The sequence below is a fragment of the Phytoactinopolyspora mesophila genome (assembly GCF_010122465.1).
In the GTDB taxonomy this organism is placed as follows: Bacteria; Actinomycetota; Actinomycetes; order Jiangellales; family Jiangellaceae; genus Phytoactinopolyspora; species Phytoactinopolyspora mesophila.
In genome coordinates this window covers 339,832-359,874 of sequence record NZ_WLZY01000008.1, presented here as the reverse complement: position 1 = coordinate 359,874, position 20,043 = coordinate 339,832, and the positions used below count along the sequence as shown (strand labels likewise).

Here is a 20,043-nt window from a genome sequence, read left to right as displayed (position 1 = left end):
AGCGCGGCCTCGATCACCGGGAAATCGCTCAGGCCGTGCGCCGTTTTCGTGGCGCGGGAGGTCTCTGCCGGGGTGACGTGGAGTTCGTGGCGGATCCAGGACCGGGTGGACAACGCCGAGCGGGTCTCACTGATCCGGCGGGTGTCGAAGACCCGCAGCCGGGTCAGATAGGCCGCTTCGGCGGCGTCAGCCAGCCGCCGCAGCGCCACCAGCTCATCGGTCACTCGAGCGTCGGTGAACTCGCCCACCGCCTGTGCGGCGATCTCTCGCACCGCGGCGGTCAACTCATCCAACACACTCGAACTCATGTCCTAAACGATACGACCCACCACCGACAAGGTCGCTCCGTGCTGGGCCGGCACGGAAGGCCTCACGGATCGCCGGGCCCGATGGCGGTATCGGCGACCAGGGCGGGCTGAACCGACCCCTGTACCGGCTGGCGTTACACGGCATGGCGGAGTCCACCTACGAGCGGGCGGTCCGTGATACGGCGGGTCAGCTGATCGCCAGGCGCCGGGTGACAGCGGATGCGGTGGTGGTCGCCGCCACGGCGGCCACGGCCGGGCGGCTCATCGTGGTGACAGCTGCCGAGCGGCGCCTCGCCCGGGCATTTCTCGACGAAGTGGGCCTCGGTGACGCGAAACTGCTCGCATCGGAAGTCGAGTGTGACGCCAAATCCGTCCATGAGTGTCCATGATCATGGGAAGGTGGGGGCATGGACGCTGACGTACTCGGAACGGGCTACACGGCACGCACCATCCAGCTGCGGCCTGACGACGAAGGTGACGTGGTGGCAACACTCGTCCGCCGCGAGAGCGCCGAGCCGTCTTCCCGCGCGGTGCTGTACGTGCATGGGTTTGTCGACTACTTCTTCCAGACCCACCTGGCCGACGCTTGGGCCGCGCAGGGGTACGACTTCTACGCACTCGATCTACGCAAATACGGTCGTTCGTTGCTTGCGCACCAGACCCCGAACTACTGCACCGACGTGCATGAGTATTTCGAGGAACTGGACGCCGCCGCCCAGATCATCCGGGAGGAGTTCGGCCACGACACACTGATTGTGCATGGCCACTCCACCGGCGGCCTGATCACCAGCCTGTGGGCGCATCACCGCCAGGGGCGGGGCATCGTGGACGCGCTGGTGCTGAACAGTCCGTGGTTCGACCTGAACGCCTCGTGGTTCAGCCGGGTGGTGCTGACCGCGGTCGTCGACGTGGTGGGCCGGTTCCGGCCACGCCAGCCGGTCAGCTCGATCGCGCCGTATTACGGGTGCAGCATCCACCACGAGGCCGACGGCGTCTGGGACTATGACCTGCGCTGGAAACCGCACGAGGGGTTTCCAGCACTCGCCGGCTGGGTCCGGGCCATCCGTCGCGGGCATGCCGAACTGGCCCGTGGGCTTGCCATCGACGTACCGGTGCTGGTGTGTTGTTCGGCCCGCAGCGGTCATCCTCGGAAGTGGTCGCCCAGGTTGCGTGATTCGGACTGTGTGCTCGACGTCCAACACATTGCGGCCCGTTCGGTTCTGCTGGGGCGATACGTCACTCTGGTCCGCATCCCCGGCGGCATCCACGATCTCGCATTGTCCGCCGAGCCGGCCAGGAAACACTACTTCGACACGGTGTTCCAGTGGTCGGCTGCGCAACTGGACGACTGACGCTGGAGTCTGCTCGCACAGCGGGCCGGTCCCGGTCGTCACCGCGCTACCCGTGGTCGTCAAGCAGATGTGCGAGCAAGAGCTTGACGGTCAGGATCGGTGCGAACCAGGCGAGGTGCGGCGCGACCTCCAGAAGGCTCACCACGACGGTGATGACGCCTGCCGAGACGCCGAAGGCGACTGGCCGGCGCAGGCGGTTGGGGCTGGCGCACACCACGACTGCGCCGAGCAACACCGTGGCATAGGTGGCTACGGCGTCAATCCAGGCGAAGCCGTCGGTTAGTGCGGCCAGCGGGAACGGGTGAACGTGCGCCGAGACGAATCCGACCTGATGCGACGAGGAACGCATCGGCCTTGGCCGCGGCGCTGCGCAGCCGTGTGGTCATGCGGCGGTTCCATCGTGCGGCCCGCCACTTGAATCAAGCCCTCTGAGCAGGACATCCATCACCGGGTCGGACAGCGCTTCGAGAGGGACCGACGGGTCGACCAGCCACTGGACCAGGCCCCCTTCGATCGCGGCGACGACCACGGTGGCGTGGTGGTCGGTGACGTCGGCGCGCACAACTCCCTGGGCGATCCGTCTTGGAGCAGTTCGGCGGTTGCGGTGCGGTAGCCGTGATAGGCCGAATCCCTCCCGATAGGCTGACACTGAAACCGCGGTGTCGAAGAAGCGCCGGTTTCGGTCATGTCTTGCGGGCGGCGTGCCGTTTGAAGTCTGCCTGGGAGTCGGAAGCACAGGAGGCCGGATGGCGGATCGGCGCGCGGACAGTGCTCTTGGCCTGACGGCACCCGGCTACGTCGGACGGGAACGCGAGCTGGCTGATCTGACGTCCGCACTGGCCGATCCCAGCACGATAGCCCTTGTCGAAGGGGAAGCCGGGATCGGAAAGACGCGACTGGTACGCGAGTGTCTCAGCGCCCCTTCACTACAGGCCGCGCGGATCCTCGAAGCCGTGTGCCCACCGCTTCATGAGCCGTTTCCCCTGGGGCCAATCGTCGATTCGCTGCACCGGCTGTGGTTGCGCGACGGACCGTTTGAGACCAGCCCGCTCGGCGGCGCGCTGCGTGCGCTCTTCCCCGAATGGAGTGCGGACCTGCCGCCGGCTCTGGACCCGCTCGAAGACCCGAAAGCCACTAGGCATCGCCTCTTCCGCGCGATCATCGAGATCGTGGTCGCCGCAGGGGTGGATGTGTTTGTCCTCGAGGACGCCCATTGGGCCGATTCCGCGACTCTGGAGCTGCTGCTCATGATCGCCGCTTCGAGCGTGCGGCCATTCAGCTTGGTCGTGACCTTCCGGCCGGCCGACGTCCCGGCGGGGTCGCCTCTACGTCTCCTGGCGGCCCGCTCGGCGGCCACCGGTCCGCCCTTGAGGATCGCGCTCGAGGCACTGAACGTGGACGAGACCACCCGGTTCCTGGCCGCGATGGTGGGCACTGAGGACATCTCCGCCGAGTTCGCGGCGTTTTTGCACGAGCGCACCGACGGTGTCCCGCTGGCCCTCGAGGAAGGGGTGTCGTTGCTCCACGAGCGCGGCGATATCGTGCGCCGGGACGGCGAATGGACTCGTCGTTCCCTGAGTGAGCTTCAAGTGCCGCCGACCGTCCGCGACTCCATCCTCGAGCGCGTGGAGAGGCTGGACCGGTCGGCCAGGAGTGTTCTCGAAGCCGCCGCGACGCTGGCAGAGCCGGCGGACGAGCACATTCTGGCGAGGGTCGCGGGGCTCGACGACGACGCGATCCACCGTGCCCTGACGGCCGCCCTGAAATCAGGACTGCTACGGGAGGCCGAGCCCGCGACATTCCTCTGCCGGCACGTGCTGGCATCACGGGCGGTGGAAGAGGCAGTGCCGGCACCGGAGCGCCGCCGGCTGCACCGCAGGGCCGCCGAAGCCTTGCTCGGTCAGGAGCCATTGCCGGTAGCTCGGCTGAGCAGGCACTTCCGGCAGGCGGGTGACATCGCAGGTTGGAGCCGTCATGCGGAGGCGGCGGCTGATCTCGCGCTGGAATCCGGTGACGACCACGCTGCCCTGGTCCTCCTGCACGATCTCATGACTGCCGCCCAGCATCCGCCTGAACGGCGCATCCGGCTCGCACGCAAGCTCGGTGAAGCGGCGGCCTGGGGCGTGGCGGCGTTGGGCGAGCTCGGTGTCGAGGTGACCGAGACGCTCCGCGGAGTCCTGCGGCAGGAGGACGTGCCCACGCGGGAGCTGGCCGAGATCCGGCTGCTGACCGGCCGCCTACTGCTGCAGCTCGGCGAATTCGAGGCAGCATCGGCCGAGATCGAGGAGGCCGTCGCCCATCTCGAAGCGAGGCCTGATCTATCAGTTCGGGCGATGATCTCGCTGGCTTTCCCTCGAGGTCCCGACTGGCCGGTGAGTAAGCATCTGAGCTGGCTCGAGCGGGCTACCCAATTGCGGCCTCGCCTGGACGCAGCGCTCGACCGGACCTGGCTCGCGGTCGACCGGGCCAGCGCGCTGCTGATGTTGGGTGAAGAGGACGGCTGGCCCGCGGCTGAAGAGATCACCTCGGGGCTCGACAAGCCGGGCGCGTCATTGTCCGAACAGCGCCAAGTGGCGCGGGGCCTGATGAACGTGGGCCACCTGGCGATCGCCTGGGGCCACTACGCGGAGTCGCGTGAGCGGCTGGACGCCGCCATCGAGCTGATGCGCTCGACGGCGTATGAGCGGCTGCTCAATTCCGCTCGCCTGACGCTTTCTCTCCTCGAATGGCAAGAGGGCAGGTGGGAAGGGCTTGCCGAGCGTATCGCCGACCTGGCCGGCGCGGAAGACACGCTGCCAGAGGCACAGCTGGAAGCCAGGCTGCTGCTCGGCCTGCTGGACCTCGCGAGCGGCAACAAGGACATAAGCGGGCAGCGGCTGGAGGCGGCCCTGGCCGAAGCGGGACGTCGCGGCCTGATCGACGTGCAGGTTTCACCTGCCGCCGCATTGGGGCGGTTGTCCCTGTCCGACGGGGATGTGGATCGCGCGCTGGCGGTCACCGGGCCGGCCGTCGAGCTGATCGCGGGCAAGGGGATGTGGCTGTGGGCGACGGAGGTCGTTCCGGCGCACGTGGACGCTTTGGTGGCCGCGGAACGTACGGATGTCGCCGAAATCCTGGTCCGGCGCTTCGCCACCGGGCTCGGTGACCGGGCCGCCCCGGCGCCCGAGGCTGCGCTTCAGGTGTGCCTGGGTGTGATGGCCGGGGTAGCGGGTGAGCCGGAACGTGCCGCGAGGATCCTGGCTGATGCCGCCGCGGCATGGGCGGAGCTTCCGTGCCCGTATCAGGAACTGCTCACGATCGAACGTTACAGCCGCCAGCTTCTGGCCGCGGGCCACGAGGCGCAGGCGATGAACTCGTTGACGACGGCACAGCAGCGCCTGCAGGCACTAGGCGCCCGATGGGACGCTGATCGAGTGGCCCATCTGCTGCGGCAGCACGGTGTTGAGGTGTCCCGGACCTGGCGAGGCGGGCGGCGCGGATACGGCGACCAGCTTTCGCCGCGGGAACTCGAAGTCGTGCGGCTGGTGGCGCGCGGTATGACGAACCGCCAGGCCGCGGAGTCGCTCTTCCTGTCCCCGCGTACCGTGGACCGCCATCTCAGCGCCGCCATGCGCAAGCTGGATGTCGGTTCGCGCACGGCGTTGGCCATGGCGGCGAACGACGGCGGGCTACTGGCCGATGACCTCGAGGCGTTCGGCCCGCGAGACGGCCGGGCGAGCTGAGAGCCTGCGGCGGCCATCCGTGGGGGTGAACTCTCAACCGCGGGCGGACTGGTTCACCACCTCGGCGAATCTGCGCGTCACCTCGCGCCAGGTTCGGGCCGCAAGGTGGTCGTCGGCGACGGCCTGCTGATGCAGCCGCTCCTGGTTGAAGCCGTGTTGTCGTAGCCGATCGGCGTCCCACTCCAGAATCCGGTCAGGGGCGACCTCGGGATGGAACTGCACTCCCCAAGCCGTGTCACCCAGCCGGAACGCCTGATAGGGACAACGTTCGGTGGACGCCAGCCAGACCGCGCCCGGAGGCAACTCGGTGATGGCGTCGACGTGATGCTCGATGGCGGGAACGATCGTGGGCAGGTCACGGAACAAGGCGTCGTCGCGTGCCTCGGCCCGCAGGCGGATCTGGGTGCTGCCGTGCTCCGGTCTTCCCGCGTCAGCTTGGACCTGGCCGCCGGCGACCTGCGCCAGCAGCTGTCCGCCCAGGCAAATACCCAGCATCGGCCGGCCCTGTTCGAGCGCCTGCACAGCTAGGGAGCGGGTTTGCGCGAGCCAGGGCGCACGGTGGTCGTCGTCGGGCATGTACCCGCCGCCGAGCACAACAAGCGCGTCGTGCTTCTTCAGCGTCCCGGGTACCGATGTGCCGTCAAAGGCTGGCACGACGTCTACCGTCAGGCCTTCGTCACGCAGCCAGTCGCCGAGGCGCCGTGGGCCGCCGGCAGGTGTGTTCTGTACGACGAGCACGCGCGGCTGGCTCATCCGGGAGATCTCCTTGGGTGTCTGGTGCGAGAGAACTCGCCACTTTGGGAACAGCGATCAGCCGACGGTGATCCGCACGGTGGCCTCGGTATAGCCGTCCTGGATGCGGGTGGAATAACCGATCGCGTCGATCAGCTCGACCGAGCGCACCAGGTCCTCGTCCGCGCCGGAGCCGGCCATCATCGTCAGGAGTGAATCCTTGACGGCGTCGACGTGCAGGAAGAACACCGCATCGGCGCTGTCGGCGTCTTTGACGGCCTTCGTGTAGACGTCGCTGTCGCCGAGTGTCCCCCCGTCGATCAACGCGGACGAGTAACCGTCGTTGGAGGCGATCACGTACCCGTCGTCGGTGGGTACCAACGGCACCTCGTCCAGAGGCACCGCAGCCCATTCGGCCGCGACGCGCAGCCGCTGCCACGTCTCATCGAATGCATCGGGCTCGGTTCTGACCTGCACGCCGAAGTCGAGCGACGAGAAGTCGTCGCGCTCGATCATCGACTCCAGATCCATCCGCTCGCTGTCGACGGCGAACACGAAGTTGGTGCCGAGCATGGTTCCCACGTCTTCCGGCAGTCTCAGCCCGGCAGCCGCCGCCATACCCTGGAGCATCGCCAGATCCTGTGGAGACGATCCGAGCAGGGTGTCCCACTGCTCGTTCACGTAGGTGTCGAGATTGCTGGAACCGAACAGCAGCGCCGTGGTTTCCGGGACGTCGGCGCGCACGCCGTCACCACCTAGCTCGTTGTAGAGATCGCCGGTGACGACCGAGGCGATCTCGGCATAGTCGCTGTTGAACCGGAATGTCATGGCAACGCTGCGGAAGCTGCCCTCGACCATCTCGCGAAGTTCTTCCGGCGACGGTGTGTCGCCGTACAGCGGATCATCGAATGGATCGTCGAGTGCTCCCGTGGAGTTCGTGCGCCGCACGACGTCGTCCATCATGCCCGGTTCGAACGCTTCGAACAGGGCGATGCCGGATATCCAGGCCGAGGCGACGCCAGGGTCGCCCAGCTGATCCATCGCCTGCCGGAACTCGGGGTTGTCTCCCAGTGAGGAGTTCCGCGCGGATTGGACGTGCTGGTCGGCGGCCTGTTGAGTCTCGGCCAGGATGAGGTAGCCGTCGAGGTAGGTATGACCCGCACCCGGTCCGGCACAGTCCTGTATCTTCCGCATCGCGGTCTCGGCCGCGTCGTCGTCCTCCACCTGGAGCGCCAAGACGAACTCAGGGTCGGCGTGTGGATCGTCGGGCGGCAACGCCGCGGCACCCATCCGATCGCCCAGCCACGGCTCCACATCTGCCGTGAAGCCGATGTCGCATCCGGTGTCGGCGGCGAACTCTTCGATCATCCACTCGCGGAGGTCCAGATCTTCGGTCAGCCCGGCGGTGTCGAGTGCGGGGAACTGTCCGAGAAAGCGCACCGCGTTGATCTTTTGGGTGGCCGACGGGTCGAGGTCGAGGCGGAGATAGCCCACGGAATCGCCGGGCAAGACGTCGTGTGGCTGCGTGCCGCCCCCGTCGAGAGCGCGCCACGCGAACACGGCACCCGGCACCAGGATGATGACGGCAGCCACCAAAGCACCGATCAACAACCCGCGCCGGTGCGAGGCGGAGCCGCTGGCCGGCTCGGTGGGTGGGGGTGGGGGAGGCGGCATCGGTGGCCCGGGGCGGGCAGCCGCGGGTGGTCCGGGTGGCGGCGGCGGTGCCGCCGACGAAGCAGCGGGCGGCCCCGGCGGTGTTGCGTCCGCGCCGGGCGTGCCGGCCTCGCCGTTCTGGTGCGGCTCCGTGTTCGACATCCAGGCCTCTCTCGACTGCCCCTGACATGCGTTGTGCTCGCCGTCAGGCTAGCCGAGTGGGCCGCCTCCCGTCTGCTGTGGTCCGCGCCTTCAGGGCGGGCGCCGGGCAGGCCGGAGCGTTCACACCGATCGGTCGCCGGCTTGTGCCACTTGTGTGAAGTAATGCCGTGATCTGTAAAGTAGAAGCGGACACATGATCTGCCCCGCGGGGCCGTTGGAGGAGCGATGCAGAGTAGTAACCCGGTATTCGGGCGGTCGGCCGCTTTCAGCGGACGCCCGGGTGTTCGTGACGTCTCGGCGCCCAGCGCCGAGAGGCTCGAGGAAATGTATGCCGCCCCGTCGGCTACCCCCACTCAGACGGGCCGGATGACGTATGACGACGTCGTCATGCGCACTGGTGCCACGCTCGGCGTGGTGCTGGTCGGAGCGGTCATCGGCTGGAATGTGCCTGGACTGTTCTATGTCGGGCTCATCGGTGGTTTGATCCTGGGCCTCGTCAACGCCTTCAAGAAAGAGCCCAGTCCGCCACTGATTCTCACCTACGCGCTGTTGACCGGCACCTTCCTCGGTGCCATCAGCGGCATTCTCGAAGGCGCCACCATTTCGGCCGGCGGTTCGCCGCTGAACGGCATCGTCGCGCAGTCGGTCATCGGTACGCTCGGTGTGTTCGCCGTGTCGCTGTTCATGTACCGCAGCGGACGTGTCCGGGTCACGCCGAAGTTCCAGCGCGGTGCCATGATCGCGATGGGCGGATACCTCGTCTTCGTGATCGCCAACCTGTTCTTCCAGATCTTCGGTTCTTCCGACAGCGCCTTCGGGTTCCGCACCGGCTGGTTCGGGATCGCCATTGGCCTGTTCGCCATCACCTTGGCGGCGGTCTTCCTGATCCTGGACTTCGACTTCATCGACAAGGGTGTCAAGGAAGGCATCCCGGCCAAGTACGCCTGGACGGCCGCGTTCGGCCTGACCGTCACGCTGGTCTGGCTGTACATCGAGATGCTGCGTCTGCTGGCCATTCTCAGAGGCGAGTAGCGGCACCGGCGTGGCCGGACATGGACCGCGCTCAGAGTCATAGGCGGCATCGGACCCGTTGGTCCGGTGCCGCTTCTTTGTGCCGGGCCGAGTGCGTCGGCACCGAGGTCAGGCGCGTGGGTGCTTACTCGAAGGAGCGTGCTGCCCGGCGGAGGTCGTGCTCGTGCACGATGGCGGTGGCATGCCCGTGGGCGAGGCCATGCTCGCTACGCAGCCACTTCACCCGGTCGTCGAACCGCAGGAACGCAGGCCCGGCTTCGAGTGTATGGAACCACTCTCGAAGTTCTCGCCCGGTGCAACTTGGCACGCGGGCGAGTAGATTGCGATGGGTTTCCTCGGAGTGGTTCAGGCTCATGGTGGCCTCCGTTTGCTCTTGAGGGCTCCGTAATACGACTCTGCCTGACACCCAAGGTCTACACAAGCCCTATGGGTTGATCCTTTACACCTCGCCGCACTGATGAGCCTGGCTCATGTGCTGTGATGGTTGATCACCGCGCGGGTGAGGAGGACGCGGCCTCGGTGATGTCTTCGTCAGGCGAGCTGGAACGCCGGCGGTTACGCAAGCGCGCCCAGCGTCCGCGTGGACCGCTTTCGTGGCCGTCGACCGTAGCGGCCGCTACCTCGGTGCCTTCGTGATATGCGGCCTCCGCTGCAGCCGCGGAGATCGGCAGAACCGTCTCGGCGTTGGCCGGGAGCGGAGCTTCGTCCTCGGCCGGCCACAACCGGAGCGACCCGGCGAGCGCAGGGAGAATGGCCGCGGCCGTATGGGCGTACCCGGCCGACGACGGATGGAATTTGTCCTCGCTGAACAGTTCCCCGGGCGAGGCGGCGAACTCCGGACCGAGCAGGGACCCGAGCGAAACCGTGCGGCCACCCGCATCAACCACCGCGAATGTCTGGGCCGCGGCGAGCTGCCGGCTCCACCGCCGGGCCAGCCACCGTAGCGGCGGCTGAATCGGGTTGATGGTGCCGAGGTCGGGGCAGGTGCCCACGACCGTGGCGCAACCCGCGTCCTGTAGCCGCTTGACTGCCTCGATGAGGCACCGTACCGCTGCGGCTGGGCGGACCTGGTGGGTGACGTCGTTGCCGCCGATGATGATCAAAGCGACGTCCGGCTCGGTGACGAGGGCTTTGTCGACTTGGTCGGCGAGGTCGGCACTGCGGGCACCACCCTGGGCGAATGCGCTCAGGCGGACCGGGCGCTCGGCGATCTCCGCCAGCCCGGCCGCGAGCAGACCTCCTGGTGTCTCTTCGACCGTGTGCACGCCGTATCCGGCGGCGCAGGAGTCGCCGATCACGGCAAACGAGATGGGTTCGGCGCGGTAAGCGCCGTAGATGCCGTTGGGATTGGGCGGTCCGTCGAGCGGGACGCCGGTGATGGATAACCGCGCCACCCGCGCTTGCAGGCGCAGCAGACCGTACAGCGAGAAACTGAGCAGACTGAGCCCACCGCCGCCATAGGCGGCTGCGGTAGCTATTCGACGTGCGGTGTGTGCGTTGAGCGGGCCGACCATGGATTCAAATCTACGTGCCGGCCCGGGTTGATGACACGTGACTTTTTACTCTTCGATCCGGTCGTCGCGGATCGTGTTCGCGCATTAGAGTCGGCGGCGTGGACTACTACGAGAACGTCATCGACCTCATCGGGAGAACGCCGCTCGTCCGGCTCGGCGCGACCGTCGGTCACGCCCCGGCCATGGTGCTCGCGAAGGTCGAGTACTTCAATCCGGGCGGATCGGTCAAAGACCGGATCGCCGTGCGGATGGTCGACGACGCCGAGGCAGCCGGCCGGATTGGCCCTGGTGGCACCATCGTCGAGCCCACCAGCGGAAACACCGGCGTCGGACTTGCCCTCGTGGCCCAGCGTCGTGGGTACAAGTGCATCTTCGTCTGCCCGGACAAGGTCAGTGAAGACAAACGCAACGTTCTCAAGGCTTACGGTGCGGAGGTTGTCGTCTGCCCCACTGCCGTAGCGCCTGAGGATCCGGACTCGTATTACTCGGTCTCCAACCGGCTGGTCGAGGAGATCGATGGTGCCTGGAAGCCGGACCAGTATTCTAATCCGGCCAACCCTCGTTCACATTACGAAACCACCGGCCCGGAGTTGTGGGAGCAGACCGAGGGCCGGATCACGCATTTCGTAGCGGGCATCGGCACCGGAGGCACCATCAGCGGCACTGGGCGCTACCTCAAGGAGATCTCCGACGGACGGGTCCGGGTGATCGGCGTCGACCCCGAAGGGTCGGTGTATTCAGGCGGCAGTGGGCGGCCGTACCTGGTCGAGGGTGTCGGAGAAGACTTCTGGCCCTCCACATACGACCGCGAGATCTGCGACGAGATCATTGCCGTTTCCGACCAGGACTCGTTCGAGTTCACCCGTCGGCTGGCCCGTGAGGAAGGACTCCTCGTGGGCGGGTCCTGCGGAATGGCCGTGGTCGGAGCGTTGCGAGTGGCTGAGCGCGCCGGACCGGACGACGTCGTTGTGGTGCTCCTGCCGGACAGCGGTCGGGGGTACATGTCGAAGATCTTCGACGACCACTGGATGATGTCCTACGGATTCCTGCCGCCCGCGGAGGGCACCACCGTGGGCGACGTGATCCGGCTCAAGTCCGGTGACATGCCCGCCCTGGTCCACACCCATCCGAACGAGAGCGTCGCTGACGCTGTGGCCATCATGCGGGAGTACGGCGTTTCTCAGATGCCGGTCGTCCAGGCCGAGCCGCCGGTGATGGCGGCCGAGGTGGTCGGCGCGGTGGTGGAACGAGATCTGATGGAAGCGTTGTTCTCGGGCCAGGCATCGCTCAGTGATCCGGTTGACCGGCACATGTCCAGACCGCTGCAGGTGCTGGGCGCCGGCGAGCCGGTGGCCAAGGCCTTCGAACATTTGCAATCCGTCGATGCGCTGATGGTCATCGAGGACGGAAAACCGGCCGGGGTCTTGACCCGGGCCGACCTCCTCGGTCACCTGGCCGGCTGAAGGCGTTCAATGGTGTCATGACGGACATCCCGGGTCGGGAGACCGATTTCCAGGCCACGATCCTGAAGCTGCTGCGTGACGGCGGTCCGACGTCGCGTTCTCTTCCGACTCCTGAGTTGATCATGGGCAGATGTGACCTAAACAAGGTCGAACACCCGACATCCGCCCATGATCAACACGGGCCAGCGGCTCTCATAGGTCCGCGTCTGGAGTCTCTAATCGAGCAGCGCTTCACCTAGCCATCCGCCCGGACGGCATCCGGGCAGGATCGCGAAGACGGCCGAGCCTATCGGCGTGGTCCATTCGTTGAGCAGGTCCAGCTCGTCCAGCCGGCGCTGGATGGGGATGAACTGGGCGTCGATGTCGGCCTGGTAGGAGACGAACAGCATTCCCGCTCCGGATTCACCATCCGCGGCGGGACCGTCGTCGTAGTTGTACGACCGCCGGAAGACCCGCTGGCGAGGGTCGTCCGGCCGGGCCCGGCGGATGTGGGACCAATCCGGGATGACGGTCAGGCCGATCTCGTTGACGGCGTCGAAATCGGGCTCGTCGTGTTCGGCTTCGCCGCCTAGTGGTGCGCCGTCGTCGAGGCGGCGGCCGATCGTCTCCTCTTTGCCCTGCCGTCCGACCATGTCCCAGGTGTCCATCTCGATCCGGATCCGCCGCAGCACGAGCGACGACCCGCCCCGGAGCCAGTCCGGCCCGTCATCGATCCACACCTGGTGGTCGAACTCCTCGGTTCCGGGCTCGGCATTGGTCGTACCGTCCAGTTGACCCATGAGATTCCGGGGTGTGGCACCCGGTGGTGTCACACCCGAGGCATGCCGGAAGCCTGCCTGGACCCATCGCACCCCGGCGAAGGCGCGGGCATCCTTCGTCAGCATCCGGGAGGCGTGGGAAATGGCGACCGGATCATCGGCACAGATCTGGACCACGAGATCGCCGTCGGACCACGCGGACTCGAGGCGGTCGATGGTGAACTCCGGGAGCGGACGCAGCCACGGCGGAGCCTCGTCCTCCCGGCCGGCGGCCGCGAGGAAGCCAGGCCCTACACCGACCGTGATGGTCAGCTGCGAGGGAGCACGGGCAAGTTCCGGATCCGTATCAGCCAGCGCCGGGCGGCCCTGGGTGAGCCGTTCGGCGTTGCCGGTCCACAAGCGCATCCAGCGTCCGAGTGCGTCGCGATCGACATCAGGGGCCAGGTCGAAGGCGATGAACGTGGCGAACGCCTGCGCCGGAGTGGCGATGCCGGCTTGGTGGACGCCGTGGAAAGGCACCGTGGCCCGGCCGAGCGCGTCGTCAGGTCCGGCTGCTGTGTCGGTGCCGGAACTCGCCAGCGCCATCGGCACTCCGACCGCCGATGCGCCCACCAGCCCGGACGCCCCTGCCGTCAGCAGACCGCGCCGGGAGAGGCCACCGCGCGCGGCTGCCGACCGGTCGCGATCAGTGGTCGTCGGCATGGTCGCCGTCCTCGTGGCCGTGCTCGTCGCCGTTTTGGTGGCCGTGGTGGTCGCCCTCGCCGGGCAGGTATTCCTCGTCGGCGCCGCTGAATTCTTTAGCCTGGGCCGTGAATTCGAAGGTTTCGCCGGTGTCGAGGGTGAGGATGAAATCGACGTCGTCACCAGGCTGGATCGGCGTGATGACGTCCATCAGCATCAGGTGATCGGCACCAGGCTCCAGTAGGTGCTCACCTTCGGCGGGCACGGTGAAGCCGTCTTCCTTCTCCCGCATCGCGGGCCCGCCGTCCGCGATGACGACCTCGTGCAGTTCCATCACCGGCGAGGAAGCGGTGGTAGCGGAGACGATGCGGATGTCCTGTGGCGCGTCGTTGACGAAGGTGCCGAAGGCTGCCGACATCCCCGATTCGGCGGACTGCACCCAGGCTTCCTCGATGCTCAGGCTGCCGCTGCCCGGTTCGCTGGTGTTTGCCGGATCCGATACGCCGGCATCCTGCCCGGAGGCATCGTCGTCGCTGCCGCAACCGGCCAGCACGGCGATGGCGACAACAGCTGACGACGCGAGTGCCCGGCGGGTCAGGCGGATCGGCACCGGACGGGCGGCGAGGGATGTGTTCTTACGCATAGGGGTTGTACTCCTGACTAGATCAATAATGTCGACGGGGCGGGCGCACGCATGACGGCGGAGAAGGCCCCCACACCTGCCGGGAAGTGGGCATGGTGTGTGTTCGCAACCGCCAGGGCGCTTCAGACAAGCGGGTCGAGCCGCCACTACGCCAGGTCGGCCCACAGATATGCGGGCCACAGCTCGCGCGTGGTGACGTCAACCGGCTGGGTTGACCCCGGAAGAATTCAGAGGCGCCTGCTCGGGCGACCTCTCAATGGAGAATCCCCGCTACGGGTGGTCCCCGGAGAGTGCCGCACCGACGGGTGTAGATGCTGGTCAGCCAGTGTGGAGCGGCCAGGCTGACGGGACTGATCAGGGTGGGCCGGCTGGGTGTGAGCTGGACTAGCACCAGCGCCGTGGCCGTACGCAACAGGCTGAACAACGCCCAGATCAGCCGCTCGCCCTGGGCGAGAAGCACGCTGATGATGAGTGTGGCGACGACATGCGAGCCGACCATGGCCGGGACGGCACCCAGGTGTGCGCCGACGGCGTGATGACCACCCAGGCCGGCGAGAAGGTGGAACACGACCTGCGACAAGCCAACGACGGCGACGATGGTGCCGAAGCCGCGCCGGGCGTCGGCTGCGGCCACACACATGGCGGAGAGCGCGAGCCCGCCGATGACGAGGCCCATCGAGATCTCGACTGCTCCGCCGGCACAGACGTGTGCGAAGAGCGAAAGCAGGAGGCACAGGATGGACAGGGTCAGGCCACGCGCGATGCGCGCGCCACCCCGACCCGGATTCGTCACGTTCTTACCCTAGGAGCACCCGCGCGTCGGAAATGACCGGGGTCGTTCGGGAGAATCAGCCCGGGGCTGAACTCACCGGCTGGCGGAGGATGGTGCGCAGCCGGCTCGGTTCGGTTCTGCGGGCATCCGACAGGTAGATCTCGTGGTGGCGGCCACGAGGCGTGAAACCTTCGGCGGGCATGAACTCATCATGCATCCGCGCGATGGTCGGGCCCTCGTCGTCGTAGGACCCGATGTGAAGCACTTGAACGCTGCGGCCCTCGGCGAATTCCTCGAACCTCACGTCGCTCCCGGCGCCGAGTTCCTGTGTCATCCGGACACGGTCCAACGCCTCGTCGACGATCGCCGAGTTGACCCAGGCCGGCTGGACGATCATCAGGGTCCAGTCCCACGCGTCCTTGTCACGGGTCTTGAAGACTCCGAGATCGTCCGCGGACCAGAGCCCCTCCAACGGACCCACGGTGTGTTTGCGCCCCAACTTCTCCTTGGCGACAGAACGCACGGCGTAAGAGATGGTGAAGAGCGCCTTGACCACCGCACGATAAGCGGGGGAAGTGTTCGGGTCGCCGTGGCCGTCTGCCATGAGGAACGTCATCCGCGGGACATCGACCACCTCGAATCGGCCGTGTTTCGGCGCGTAGAGATGTCGCCGCTCCTTCTTGATGTCGTAGTTCTGCATTCGGGGCGTTCCTTCCAACCGTGTTGAATCGACATCCGCCAACGGCCGGCTCCGGTGTCCGTCGTCATACAGGAACAGCGTGGTCTCTTCCCCGGGAGGAGACTCAACCGAGGGCCGCGGCTGAGCGGTGCCAAAGAGCTATGCGGCACGGGTTGTGGTGTAGAGCCATTTGTGCCACGGATGGGCGCTGGGGTCCGCGCCAGAGCGGCACATCGCCGCCATCATCGGGCGGTTGTTCACATCGACGAGGGACTGCACCGCCGAAAAGCCGCGCGCTCGGGCAGCACGATAGGCCGCCAGGAGGAGTTGGTCCACATAGCCGTGACCGCGTTGCTCCGGCAGGACACCGATGAGCACGATCGTGCCAACGCCCGGATCACCTACCCGTTGGGCCAGACCCACGAACCCGACAGGTATGCCGCTCGTCGTCTCCGCGTACATCCACGACTGGGCATCTGCGCCGGTAGCGCGGTGGTCGAGGAAACTGGTGACCCACTGCTCGGGCCGGTGCCGGCCGAACACCAAGGCGTCGGTCCGGTCCAGGGTCTGGGCCAGACATCGCCCGATCACGGGTACGAGCGCTTCTCTTCCGATCCGCGACATAGGTTCCAGTCGCAGGCTGGTGGGCTCGGGCAGGGCTTGGCCGGTGTCGGCCCACCAGAAGGCCTCCTTCTCCTGGAACAACGCGAATCCGCATGTCTCGGCGACGACGCGGTGAGCGGCGTGGTCGGGACTCACCGCGGCGTTGACCGGCAGGTAGACCGCTGCGCCCGGCGGAGCCGAGTCCACGGCCGCGGTTACCGCCGCCCGTGCGGCGTCCAGCCCGCCTTCTACCCAGCGCAAACGAGCCAACGCGTACTCGGCCGGCTCGCGCGCAAAGATCTCTGCCCGCCCAAACACCACCGACGCTTGCTCGACGCCGTCGTGTTCCACCACGAAACGCGTGATCGGCCGCAACGTCGACCCTGGCCTGACCTGGGATGGATCAAGCTCGACCCGACGAACCTCCCTCACTCGAAGCTCCCGTCACCACTCAGCGCCTCGGAACGCCGCCAGCAGGAACGTTACAGGCTGGTTCCGGTGCCGACCGGGCAACTCACTCCGGTGCCGGCCAACCTGCCACTCATGACCCTTCGTGCTCATCGGCGTACCGGTCGTCCCGCGTCGTCAGGCGCTGAGATGCTCGTGCAGCATCCGCCAATCACCATCTCGTTTGACGACGACGTTGGTGCCACGGCCGCTTCCTGCCTGCGGCTCTCCATCGACCGTGCCCGTCCATGCGAAGTGATACCGGCACACCGCTGCCTCTTGTGTCACGGTGACCAGTTCGAGATCGCGAATCTCGTACGTCTCGTCTCGGATGACGTCGAACGTCGCCCTAATGGCCTCGAGGATGGCTGTGATGCCCTGGTGTGATCCATCGGAGAACCAGTACGTCGCGTCATCGGTGATAAGCGACGCGAGGTGGTCGAGGTCGCGGCGGTTGCTGGCGGCTTCGTACTCGCGCATGAATGAGGTGACCTCGTCGACGGCCTTATTCATACGATCAAGTACTACCAGGTGGCTCCGACAGCCGACCCGGTAGGTCGGCTTGTGCGAGCGCAATCGCTACCTGATCGGCGACAAGACGCGGGTCAGGACGAAGGCTCCGTGATCACGCCAACAGGACAAGATACGCCTGTGCCGGAAAGCCCGCAGTAGCCGTTCGGGTTCTTGGCGTCGGACAGGTATTGCTGGTGGTAGTCCTCGGCGTAGTAGAACTCGGCCAGCTCGGCGATCTCCGTCGTGATGTCTGGGTGGCCCGCCTGGGCCAGGCGCCGGGCGTAGGAGTCACGGGAGGCCAGCGCTGCGTCGCGCTGTTCGGGCGTCGTCCAGTAGATGGTGGACCGGTACTGGGTGCCGATGTCGTTGCCCTGACGCATGCCCTGGGTGGGGTCGTGTGCCTCCCAGAACACCTTGAGTAGGTCGGCGTAGCTCACCTGGGCCGGATCGAACACCACGCGGACCACCTCGGCGTGACCGGTGCCACCGGTGCACACTTCCTCATAGGTCGGGTGCGGCGTGTAACCACCGGCATAGCCGACCGCCGTGGTCCAAACCCCGGGAAGCTGCCAGAACTCGCGTTCGGCACCCCAGAAACAGCCCATGCCGAAGACAACCTCTTGGTGGCCGGCCGGCGGCTCCGCCTCGATGGGTGTTCCCAGGACGGTGTGAATGCCGGTCAGGGAGAACGGACGTGCGCCACGCCCGGGCAACGCGTCGTGGGGACCAACAGAACGGGTCTTGGCGGGCGAACCGAAGAGCGACAACGTAAAGACACCTCACAAGTGTGACGACATACCGGACAACGCCGGTCACCTCACCATTGTTCCGCCGCACACGGGTCAGGCGAAAACGGCCTGGAGCTGTCCGGTGGCGGGTGGAGGAGCCGCCCCGATGGCGGAGAACGCTTGGCCGATCGCCGTTCCCGCCTGTCGCAACACGTCGGACGGCAGGGTATAAGGCAGGCGGAGACGCCGCTCGAATGCTCCTTCTACGCCGAACCGCGGCCCACCGGCGAGCCGGATTCCGTACCGTTCGGCAGCCATCACCATCGAGCTGGACAACGGCCGGCCCATATCGCACCACAGGACGAGGCCCCCGGCAGGGCGCCTCACCCGCCAGTCTGGAACCGCCTCGGCCAGGGTGGCCAGCAGCACCTCCCGGCGCTCTCGCAATTCCGGCAGCCGTTCGCTGAGGACGTCGTCGAGGACACGGATCAGTTCAGCAACGACGAGCTGGTCGATGACCGGAGAGGAGATGTCGATGCTGGCACGCACCGCGGCCAGCCTGCGGATCAGGGATTCCTCCGCGCGGATCCAGCCGACCCGTAGGCCGCCCCACAGCGTCTTGCTGGCGCTGCCGATGGTGATGGCGAGGCCACGGGGCAGGTACGTCGCAGCCGGTGAAGGGACCTGACCTTCGAGTGGCAACTCGGCCAGCGTCTCGTCGACAACCGTCAGTGTTCGATTCCGGCCCAGCGCCGACGCCATCGCGCGTCGTTCGTCGTCTGAAGCCAGCAGCCCGGTCGGATTGTGGAAGTCGGGGACGATATACGCCAGGCGCGGTGCGGTCTGGCGGACGGCGGCTTCGAACGCGTCGAGATCCCACCCGTCCTCCAAGAGTGGGACGGGCACTGGGCGCGCCATCGCGCGCCGGATGGCGTCGATGGCGTTCGGGTAGGTCGGATGGTCGATCAAGACGCGGTCGCCCGGATCGGTGATCAGCGACAGAACGAGTGAGAAGGCATGTTGGGCGCCGGAGGTGACAAGTATCTGCTCCGGTTCGGTGGCGAGGCCGCGGGCGGTGAACCGGGCAGCGATCACAGCGCGGAGCTCGGGGAGCCCGAACAGGTTGTAGCCGCAGGTGGGCAGCTGCCGGGGTAGCTGTTCGAGGGCCGCCTGGTAGGCCGTGGTCAACGCGTGGCCAGGAGCCTCTGGAGCGGCATGCGCCAGGTCGAGGATGTCCGAGCCGTCTGGACCGAACGGCGTCCATGGTGAGCCCGCAGAGGTTCCGCTCCGGTTGGCGGGCAGCGCCGATCGTGTGCCTGAACCTTGACGGCTGGCGGCATATCCGGTGGTGCGCAACAGGTCATAGGCGGCGGTGACGGTGGTCCGGCTGACTTCCAGCGCGCCGGCGAGCTCGCGTTCACCGGGCAGCCGCGTCTCGAGCGGCAGCCGGCCGTCGAGGATCAGTGTCCGGATGGCGTCGGCCAGCCGGATGTACGCGGGACGCGTCCCCTGACCCTCGGACCAATGGCCGATCGAACGTGCCAGCTGACGCCCGCCGATAGATCGCATGGGTCCACTTTGGCACAAGTGGCTATATATTAAAAGTCCACTTGGCATCAAGATGGCAACGTGCTTGAACCTTTCGCGCGGGATGCGCTGCCCCGACGGCTTCTCCAGCTCTACCTCGGGTTGTTGCTGTACGGCTTCAGCATGGCCCTCATGATCAAATCTGGTCTCGGGCTCGACCCGTGGGACGTGCTTCACGAAGGCGTGGCGGACCGCACGCCGCTCTCATTCGGAACCGTGGTGATCCTCACCGGCGTCCTGGTGCTGTTGGCCTGGATTCCGCTGCGTCAGCGGCTCGGCCTCGGCACCGTCAGCAACGTGATCGTGATCGGTGTGGCAGCCGATGTGTCGTTGTGGGTGCTGCCCGCTCCGGCTCTCATGGCGCTGCGGATCGCGTTCATGGTGTTCGGTGTCGCCCTGAACGCGGTGGCTACGGCCGCCTATATCGGAGCGCGATTCGGGCCGGGTCCCAGGGACGGCCTGATGACCGGCTTGGTTCGCCGTACCGGTCGGTCCGTTCGGCTGGTTCGCACCAGTATCGAGGTCACCGTGCTGGCGACCGGGTGGTTGCTCGGCGGCACGGTGGGCGTGGGCACCGTCCTGTACGCCGTCGGCATCGGTCCGCTGGTGCACATTCTGCTGCCGCGGCTGACCGTTTCCGAACCAACGAAACCGGCTGAGAACGTGCGCGTCACCGCGGGTCCGGCATAGGGTC

General features: G+C 66.9%; 21 protein-coding genes. 6 read left to right on the top strand and 15 right to left on the bottom strand.

Translation table 11 applies throughout. From position 1 onward, the window contains the following. A partial coding sequence (locus F7O44_RS22575; RefSeq protein ID WP_162452531.1) for a hypothetical protein occupies window positions 1–308 on the bottom strand: 308 nt, incomplete at its 3' end. A 143-nt stretch (window positions 309–451) separates the two neighbouring features. Between F7O44_RS22575 and F7O44_RS22570 the strand changes: the two genes are divergently transcribed. Beyond that, window positions 452–697 (top strand): hypothetical protein, encoded by a 246-nt coding sequence (locus F7O44_RS22570; RefSeq protein ID WP_162452530.1) that lies wholly within the window; start codon window positions 452–454, stop codon window positions 695–697. 18 nt (window positions 698–715) lie between these two features. After that, a complete protein-coding gene (locus tag F7O44_RS22565) occupies window positions 716–1,660 on the top strand; it encodes an alpha/beta hydrolase (RefSeq protein ID WP_162452529.1) in 945 nt (314 codons plus the stop codon). A 46-nt stretch (window positions 1,661–1,706) separates the two neighbouring features. Here the strand turns inward: F7O44_RS22565 and F7O44_RS22560 are convergent, their stop codons facing one another. Together F7O44_RS22560 and F7O44_RS22555 are read right to left on the bottom strand one after the other, a co-directional pair. Further along, window positions 1,707–2,009, bottom strand: a complete 303-nt coding sequence (locus tag F7O44_RS22560) for a hypothetical protein (RefSeq protein ID WP_162452528.1) — start codon at window positions 2,007–2,009, stop codon at window positions 1,707–1,709. Window positions 2,010–2,042: 33 nt separating this feature from the next. Further along, window positions 2,043–2,222 carry a hypothetical protein gene (locus F7O44_RS22555; RefSeq protein WP_162452527.1) on the bottom strand — a complete coding sequence of 60 codons (180 nt, stop codon included), beginning with the start codon at window positions 2,220–2,222 and terminating at the stop codon, window positions 2,043–2,045. Window positions 2,223–2,406: 184 nt separating this feature from the next. On the opposite strand from F7O44_RS22555, the gene F7O44_RS22550 reads away from it, so the two are divergent. Beyond that, complete coding sequence (locus F7O44_RS22550) at window positions 2,407–5,382, top strand: helix-turn-helix transcriptional regulator (RefSeq protein WP_162452526.1); 2,976 nt, start codon at window positions 2,407–2,409, stop codon at window positions 5,380–5,382. Between the two features lie 33 nt (window positions 5,383–5,415). On the opposite strand, the gene F7O44_RS22545 is transcribed toward F7O44_RS22550, so the two are convergent. Beyond that, complete coding sequence (locus F7O44_RS22545; protein WP_162452525.1) at window positions 5,416–6,135, bottom strand: type 1 glutamine amidotransferase; 720 nt, start codon at window positions 6,133–6,135, stop codon at window positions 5,416–5,418. A gap of 57 nt (window positions 6,136–6,192) precedes the next feature. Next, window positions 6,193–7,929, bottom strand: a complete 1,737-nt coding sequence (locus F7O44_RS22540) for a DUF3352 domain-containing protein (protein WP_162452524.1) — start codon at window positions 7,927–7,929, stop codon at window positions 6,193–6,195. Between the two features lie 225 nt (window positions 7,930–8,154). Here F7O44_RS22540 and F7O44_RS22535 point away from each other — a divergent pair, with 225 nt between their 5' ends. Further along, window positions 8,155–8,961: a Bax inhibitor-1/YccA family protein gene (locus tag F7O44_RS22535; protein WP_162452523.1), complete on the top strand. Its 807-nt coding sequence runs from the start codon at window positions 8,155–8,157 to the stop codon at window positions 8,959–8,961. Between the two features lie 124 nt (window positions 8,962–9,085). Here the strand turns inward: F7O44_RS22535 and F7O44_RS22530 are convergent, their stop codons facing one another. Together F7O44_RS22530 and F7O44_RS22525 are read right to left on the bottom strand one after the other, a co-directional pair. After that, window positions 9,086–9,316 (bottom strand): DUF4287 domain-containing protein, encoded by a 231-nt coding sequence (locus F7O44_RS22530; RefSeq protein ID WP_162452522.1) that lies wholly within the window; start codon window positions 9,314–9,316, stop codon window positions 9,086–9,088. Between the two features lie 133 nt (window positions 9,317–9,449). Further along, window positions 9,450–10,475, bottom strand: coding sequence for an SGNH/GDSL hydrolase family protein (locus F7O44_RS22525; protein WP_162452521.1), 1,026 nt, complete (start codon window positions 10,473–10,475; stop codon window positions 9,450–9,452). A 98-nt stretch (window positions 10,476–10,573) separates the two neighbouring features. Here F7O44_RS22525 and F7O44_RS22520 point away from each other — a divergent pair, with 98 nt between their 5' ends. Next, entirely contained in the window at window positions 10,574–11,938 is a 1,365-nt protein-coding gene (locus tag F7O44_RS22520) for a cystathionine beta-synthase (protein WP_162452520.1), read from the top strand. 215 nt (window positions 11,939–12,153) lie between these two features. Here the strand turns inward: F7O44_RS22520 and F7O44_RS22515 are convergent, their stop codons facing one another. The 8 genes from F7O44_RS22515 to yczR form a co-directional block, all read right to left on the bottom strand. Beyond that, the gene (locus tag F7O44_RS22515) at window positions 12,154–13,398 is read right to left on the bottom strand and encodes a Dyp-type peroxidase (RefSeq protein WP_162452519.1); all 1,245 of its coding nucleotides are present in this window, start codon (window positions 13,396–13,398) and stop codon (window positions 12,154–12,156) included. Then, window positions 13,382–14,020 (bottom strand): copper chaperone PCu(A)C, encoded by a 639-nt coding sequence (locus F7O44_RS22510; protein ID WP_162452518.1) that lies wholly within the window; start codon window positions 14,018–14,020, stop codon window positions 13,382–13,384. The genes F7O44_RS22515 and F7O44_RS22510 overlap by 17 nt, the downstream gene beginning before the upstream one ends. Before the next feature lie 253 nt (window positions 14,021–14,273). Then, a complete protein-coding gene (locus F7O44_RS22505; RefSeq protein WP_162452517.1) occupies window positions 14,274–14,813 on the bottom strand; it encodes a hypothetical protein in 540 nt (179 codons plus the stop codon). A 55-nt stretch (window positions 14,814–14,868) separates the two neighbouring features. After that, window positions 14,869–15,492 (bottom strand): GyrI-like domain-containing protein, encoded by a 624-nt coding sequence (locus tag F7O44_RS22500; RefSeq protein ID WP_162452516.1) that lies wholly within the window; start codon window positions 15,490–15,492, stop codon window positions 14,869–14,871. 138 nt (window positions 15,493–15,630) lie between these two features. Then, window positions 15,631–16,506, bottom strand: coding sequence for a GNAT family N-acetyltransferase (locus tag F7O44_RS32045; RefSeq protein WP_162452515.1), 876 nt, complete (start codon window positions 16,504–16,506; stop codon window positions 15,631–15,633). Window positions 16,507–16,659: 153 nt separating this feature from the next. Next, window positions 16,660–17,034 carry a YybH family protein gene (locus F7O44_RS22490; RefSeq protein WP_162452514.1) on the bottom strand — a complete coding sequence of 125 codons (375 nt, stop codon included), beginning with the start codon at window positions 17,032–17,034 and terminating at the stop codon, window positions 16,660–16,662. A gap of 92 nt (window positions 17,035–17,126) precedes the next feature. After that, on the bottom strand, window positions 17,127–17,801 hold the full coding sequence (msrA, locus tag F7O44_RS22485; RefSeq protein WP_162452513.1) for a peptide-methionine (S)-S-oxide reductase MsrA: 675 nt from the start codon (window positions 17,799–17,801) through the stop codon (window positions 17,127–17,129). Between the two features lie 75 nt (window positions 17,802–17,876). Further along, window positions 17,877–19,331 carry a MocR-like transcription factor YczR gene (gene yczR, locus F7O44_RS22480; RefSeq protein ID WP_162452512.1) on the bottom strand — a complete coding sequence of 485 codons (1,455 nt, stop codon included), beginning with the start codon at window positions 19,329–19,331 and terminating at the stop codon, window positions 17,877–17,879. Between the two features lie 60 nt (window positions 19,332–19,391). Between yczR and yczE the strand changes: the two genes are divergently transcribed. Next, window positions 19,392–20,039: a membrane protein YczE gene (gene yczE / locus F7O44_RS22475; RefSeq protein WP_162452511.1), complete on the top strand. Its 648-nt coding sequence runs from the start codon at window positions 19,392–19,394 to the stop codon at window positions 20,037–20,039. Window positions 20,040–20,043: the final 4 nt, after the last annotated feature.

Coding starts and splice junctions, on each gene's coding strand:
- F7O44_RS22560 (WP_162452528.1), bottom strand. CDS start 2,009: ATGCGTTCCTCGTCGCATCAGGTCGGATTCGTCTCGGCGCACGTTCAC.
- F7O44_RS22525 (WP_162452521.1), bottom strand. CDS start 10,475: ATGGTCGGCCCGCTCAACGCACACACCGCACGTCGAATAGCTACCGCA.
- F7O44_RS22535 (WP_162452523.1), top strand. CDS start 8,155: ATGCAGAGTAGTAACCCGGTATTCGGGCGGTCGGCCGCTTTCAGCGGA.
- F7O44_RS22545 (WP_162452525.1), bottom strand. CDS start 6,135: ATGAGCCAGCCGCGCGTGCTCGTCGTACAGAACACACCTGCCGGCGGC.
- F7O44_RS22490 (WP_162452514.1), bottom strand. CDS start 17,034: ATGAATAAGGCCGTCGACGAGGTCACCTCATTCATGCGCGAGTACGAA.
- F7O44_RS22550 (WP_162452526.1), top strand. CDS start 2,407: ATGGCGGATCGGCGCGCGGACAGTGCTCTTGGCCTGACGGCACCCGGC.
- yczR (WP_162452512.1), bottom strand. CDS start 19,331: ATGCGATCTATCGGCGGGCGTCAGCTGGCACGTTCGATCGGCCATTGG.
- F7O44_RS22565 (WP_162452529.1), top strand. CDS start 716: ATGGACGCTGACGTACTCGGAACGGGCTACACGGCACGCACCATCCAG.
- F7O44_RS22530 (WP_162452522.1), bottom strand. CDS start 9,316: ATGAGCCTGAACCACTCCGAGGAAACCCATCGCAATCTACTCGCCCGC.
- F7O44_RS22510 (WP_162452518.1), bottom strand. CDS start 14,020: ATGCGTAAGAACACATCCCTCGCCGCCCGTCCGGTGCCGATCCGCCTG.
- F7O44_RS22500 (WP_162452516.1), bottom strand. CDS start 15,492: ATGCAGAACTACGACATCAAGAAGGAGCGGCGACATCTCTACGCGCCG.
- F7O44_RS22540 (WP_162452524.1), bottom strand. CDS start 7,929: ATGTCGAACACGGAGCCGCACCAGAACGGCGAGGCCGGCACGCCCGGC.
- F7O44_RS22570 (WP_162452530.1), top strand. CDS start 452: ATGGCGGAGTCCACCTACGAGCGGGCGGTCCGTGATACGGCGGGTCAG.
- F7O44_RS22515 (WP_162452519.1), bottom strand. CDS start 13,398: ATGCCGACGACCACTGATCGCGACCGGTCGGCAGCCGCGCGCGGTGGC.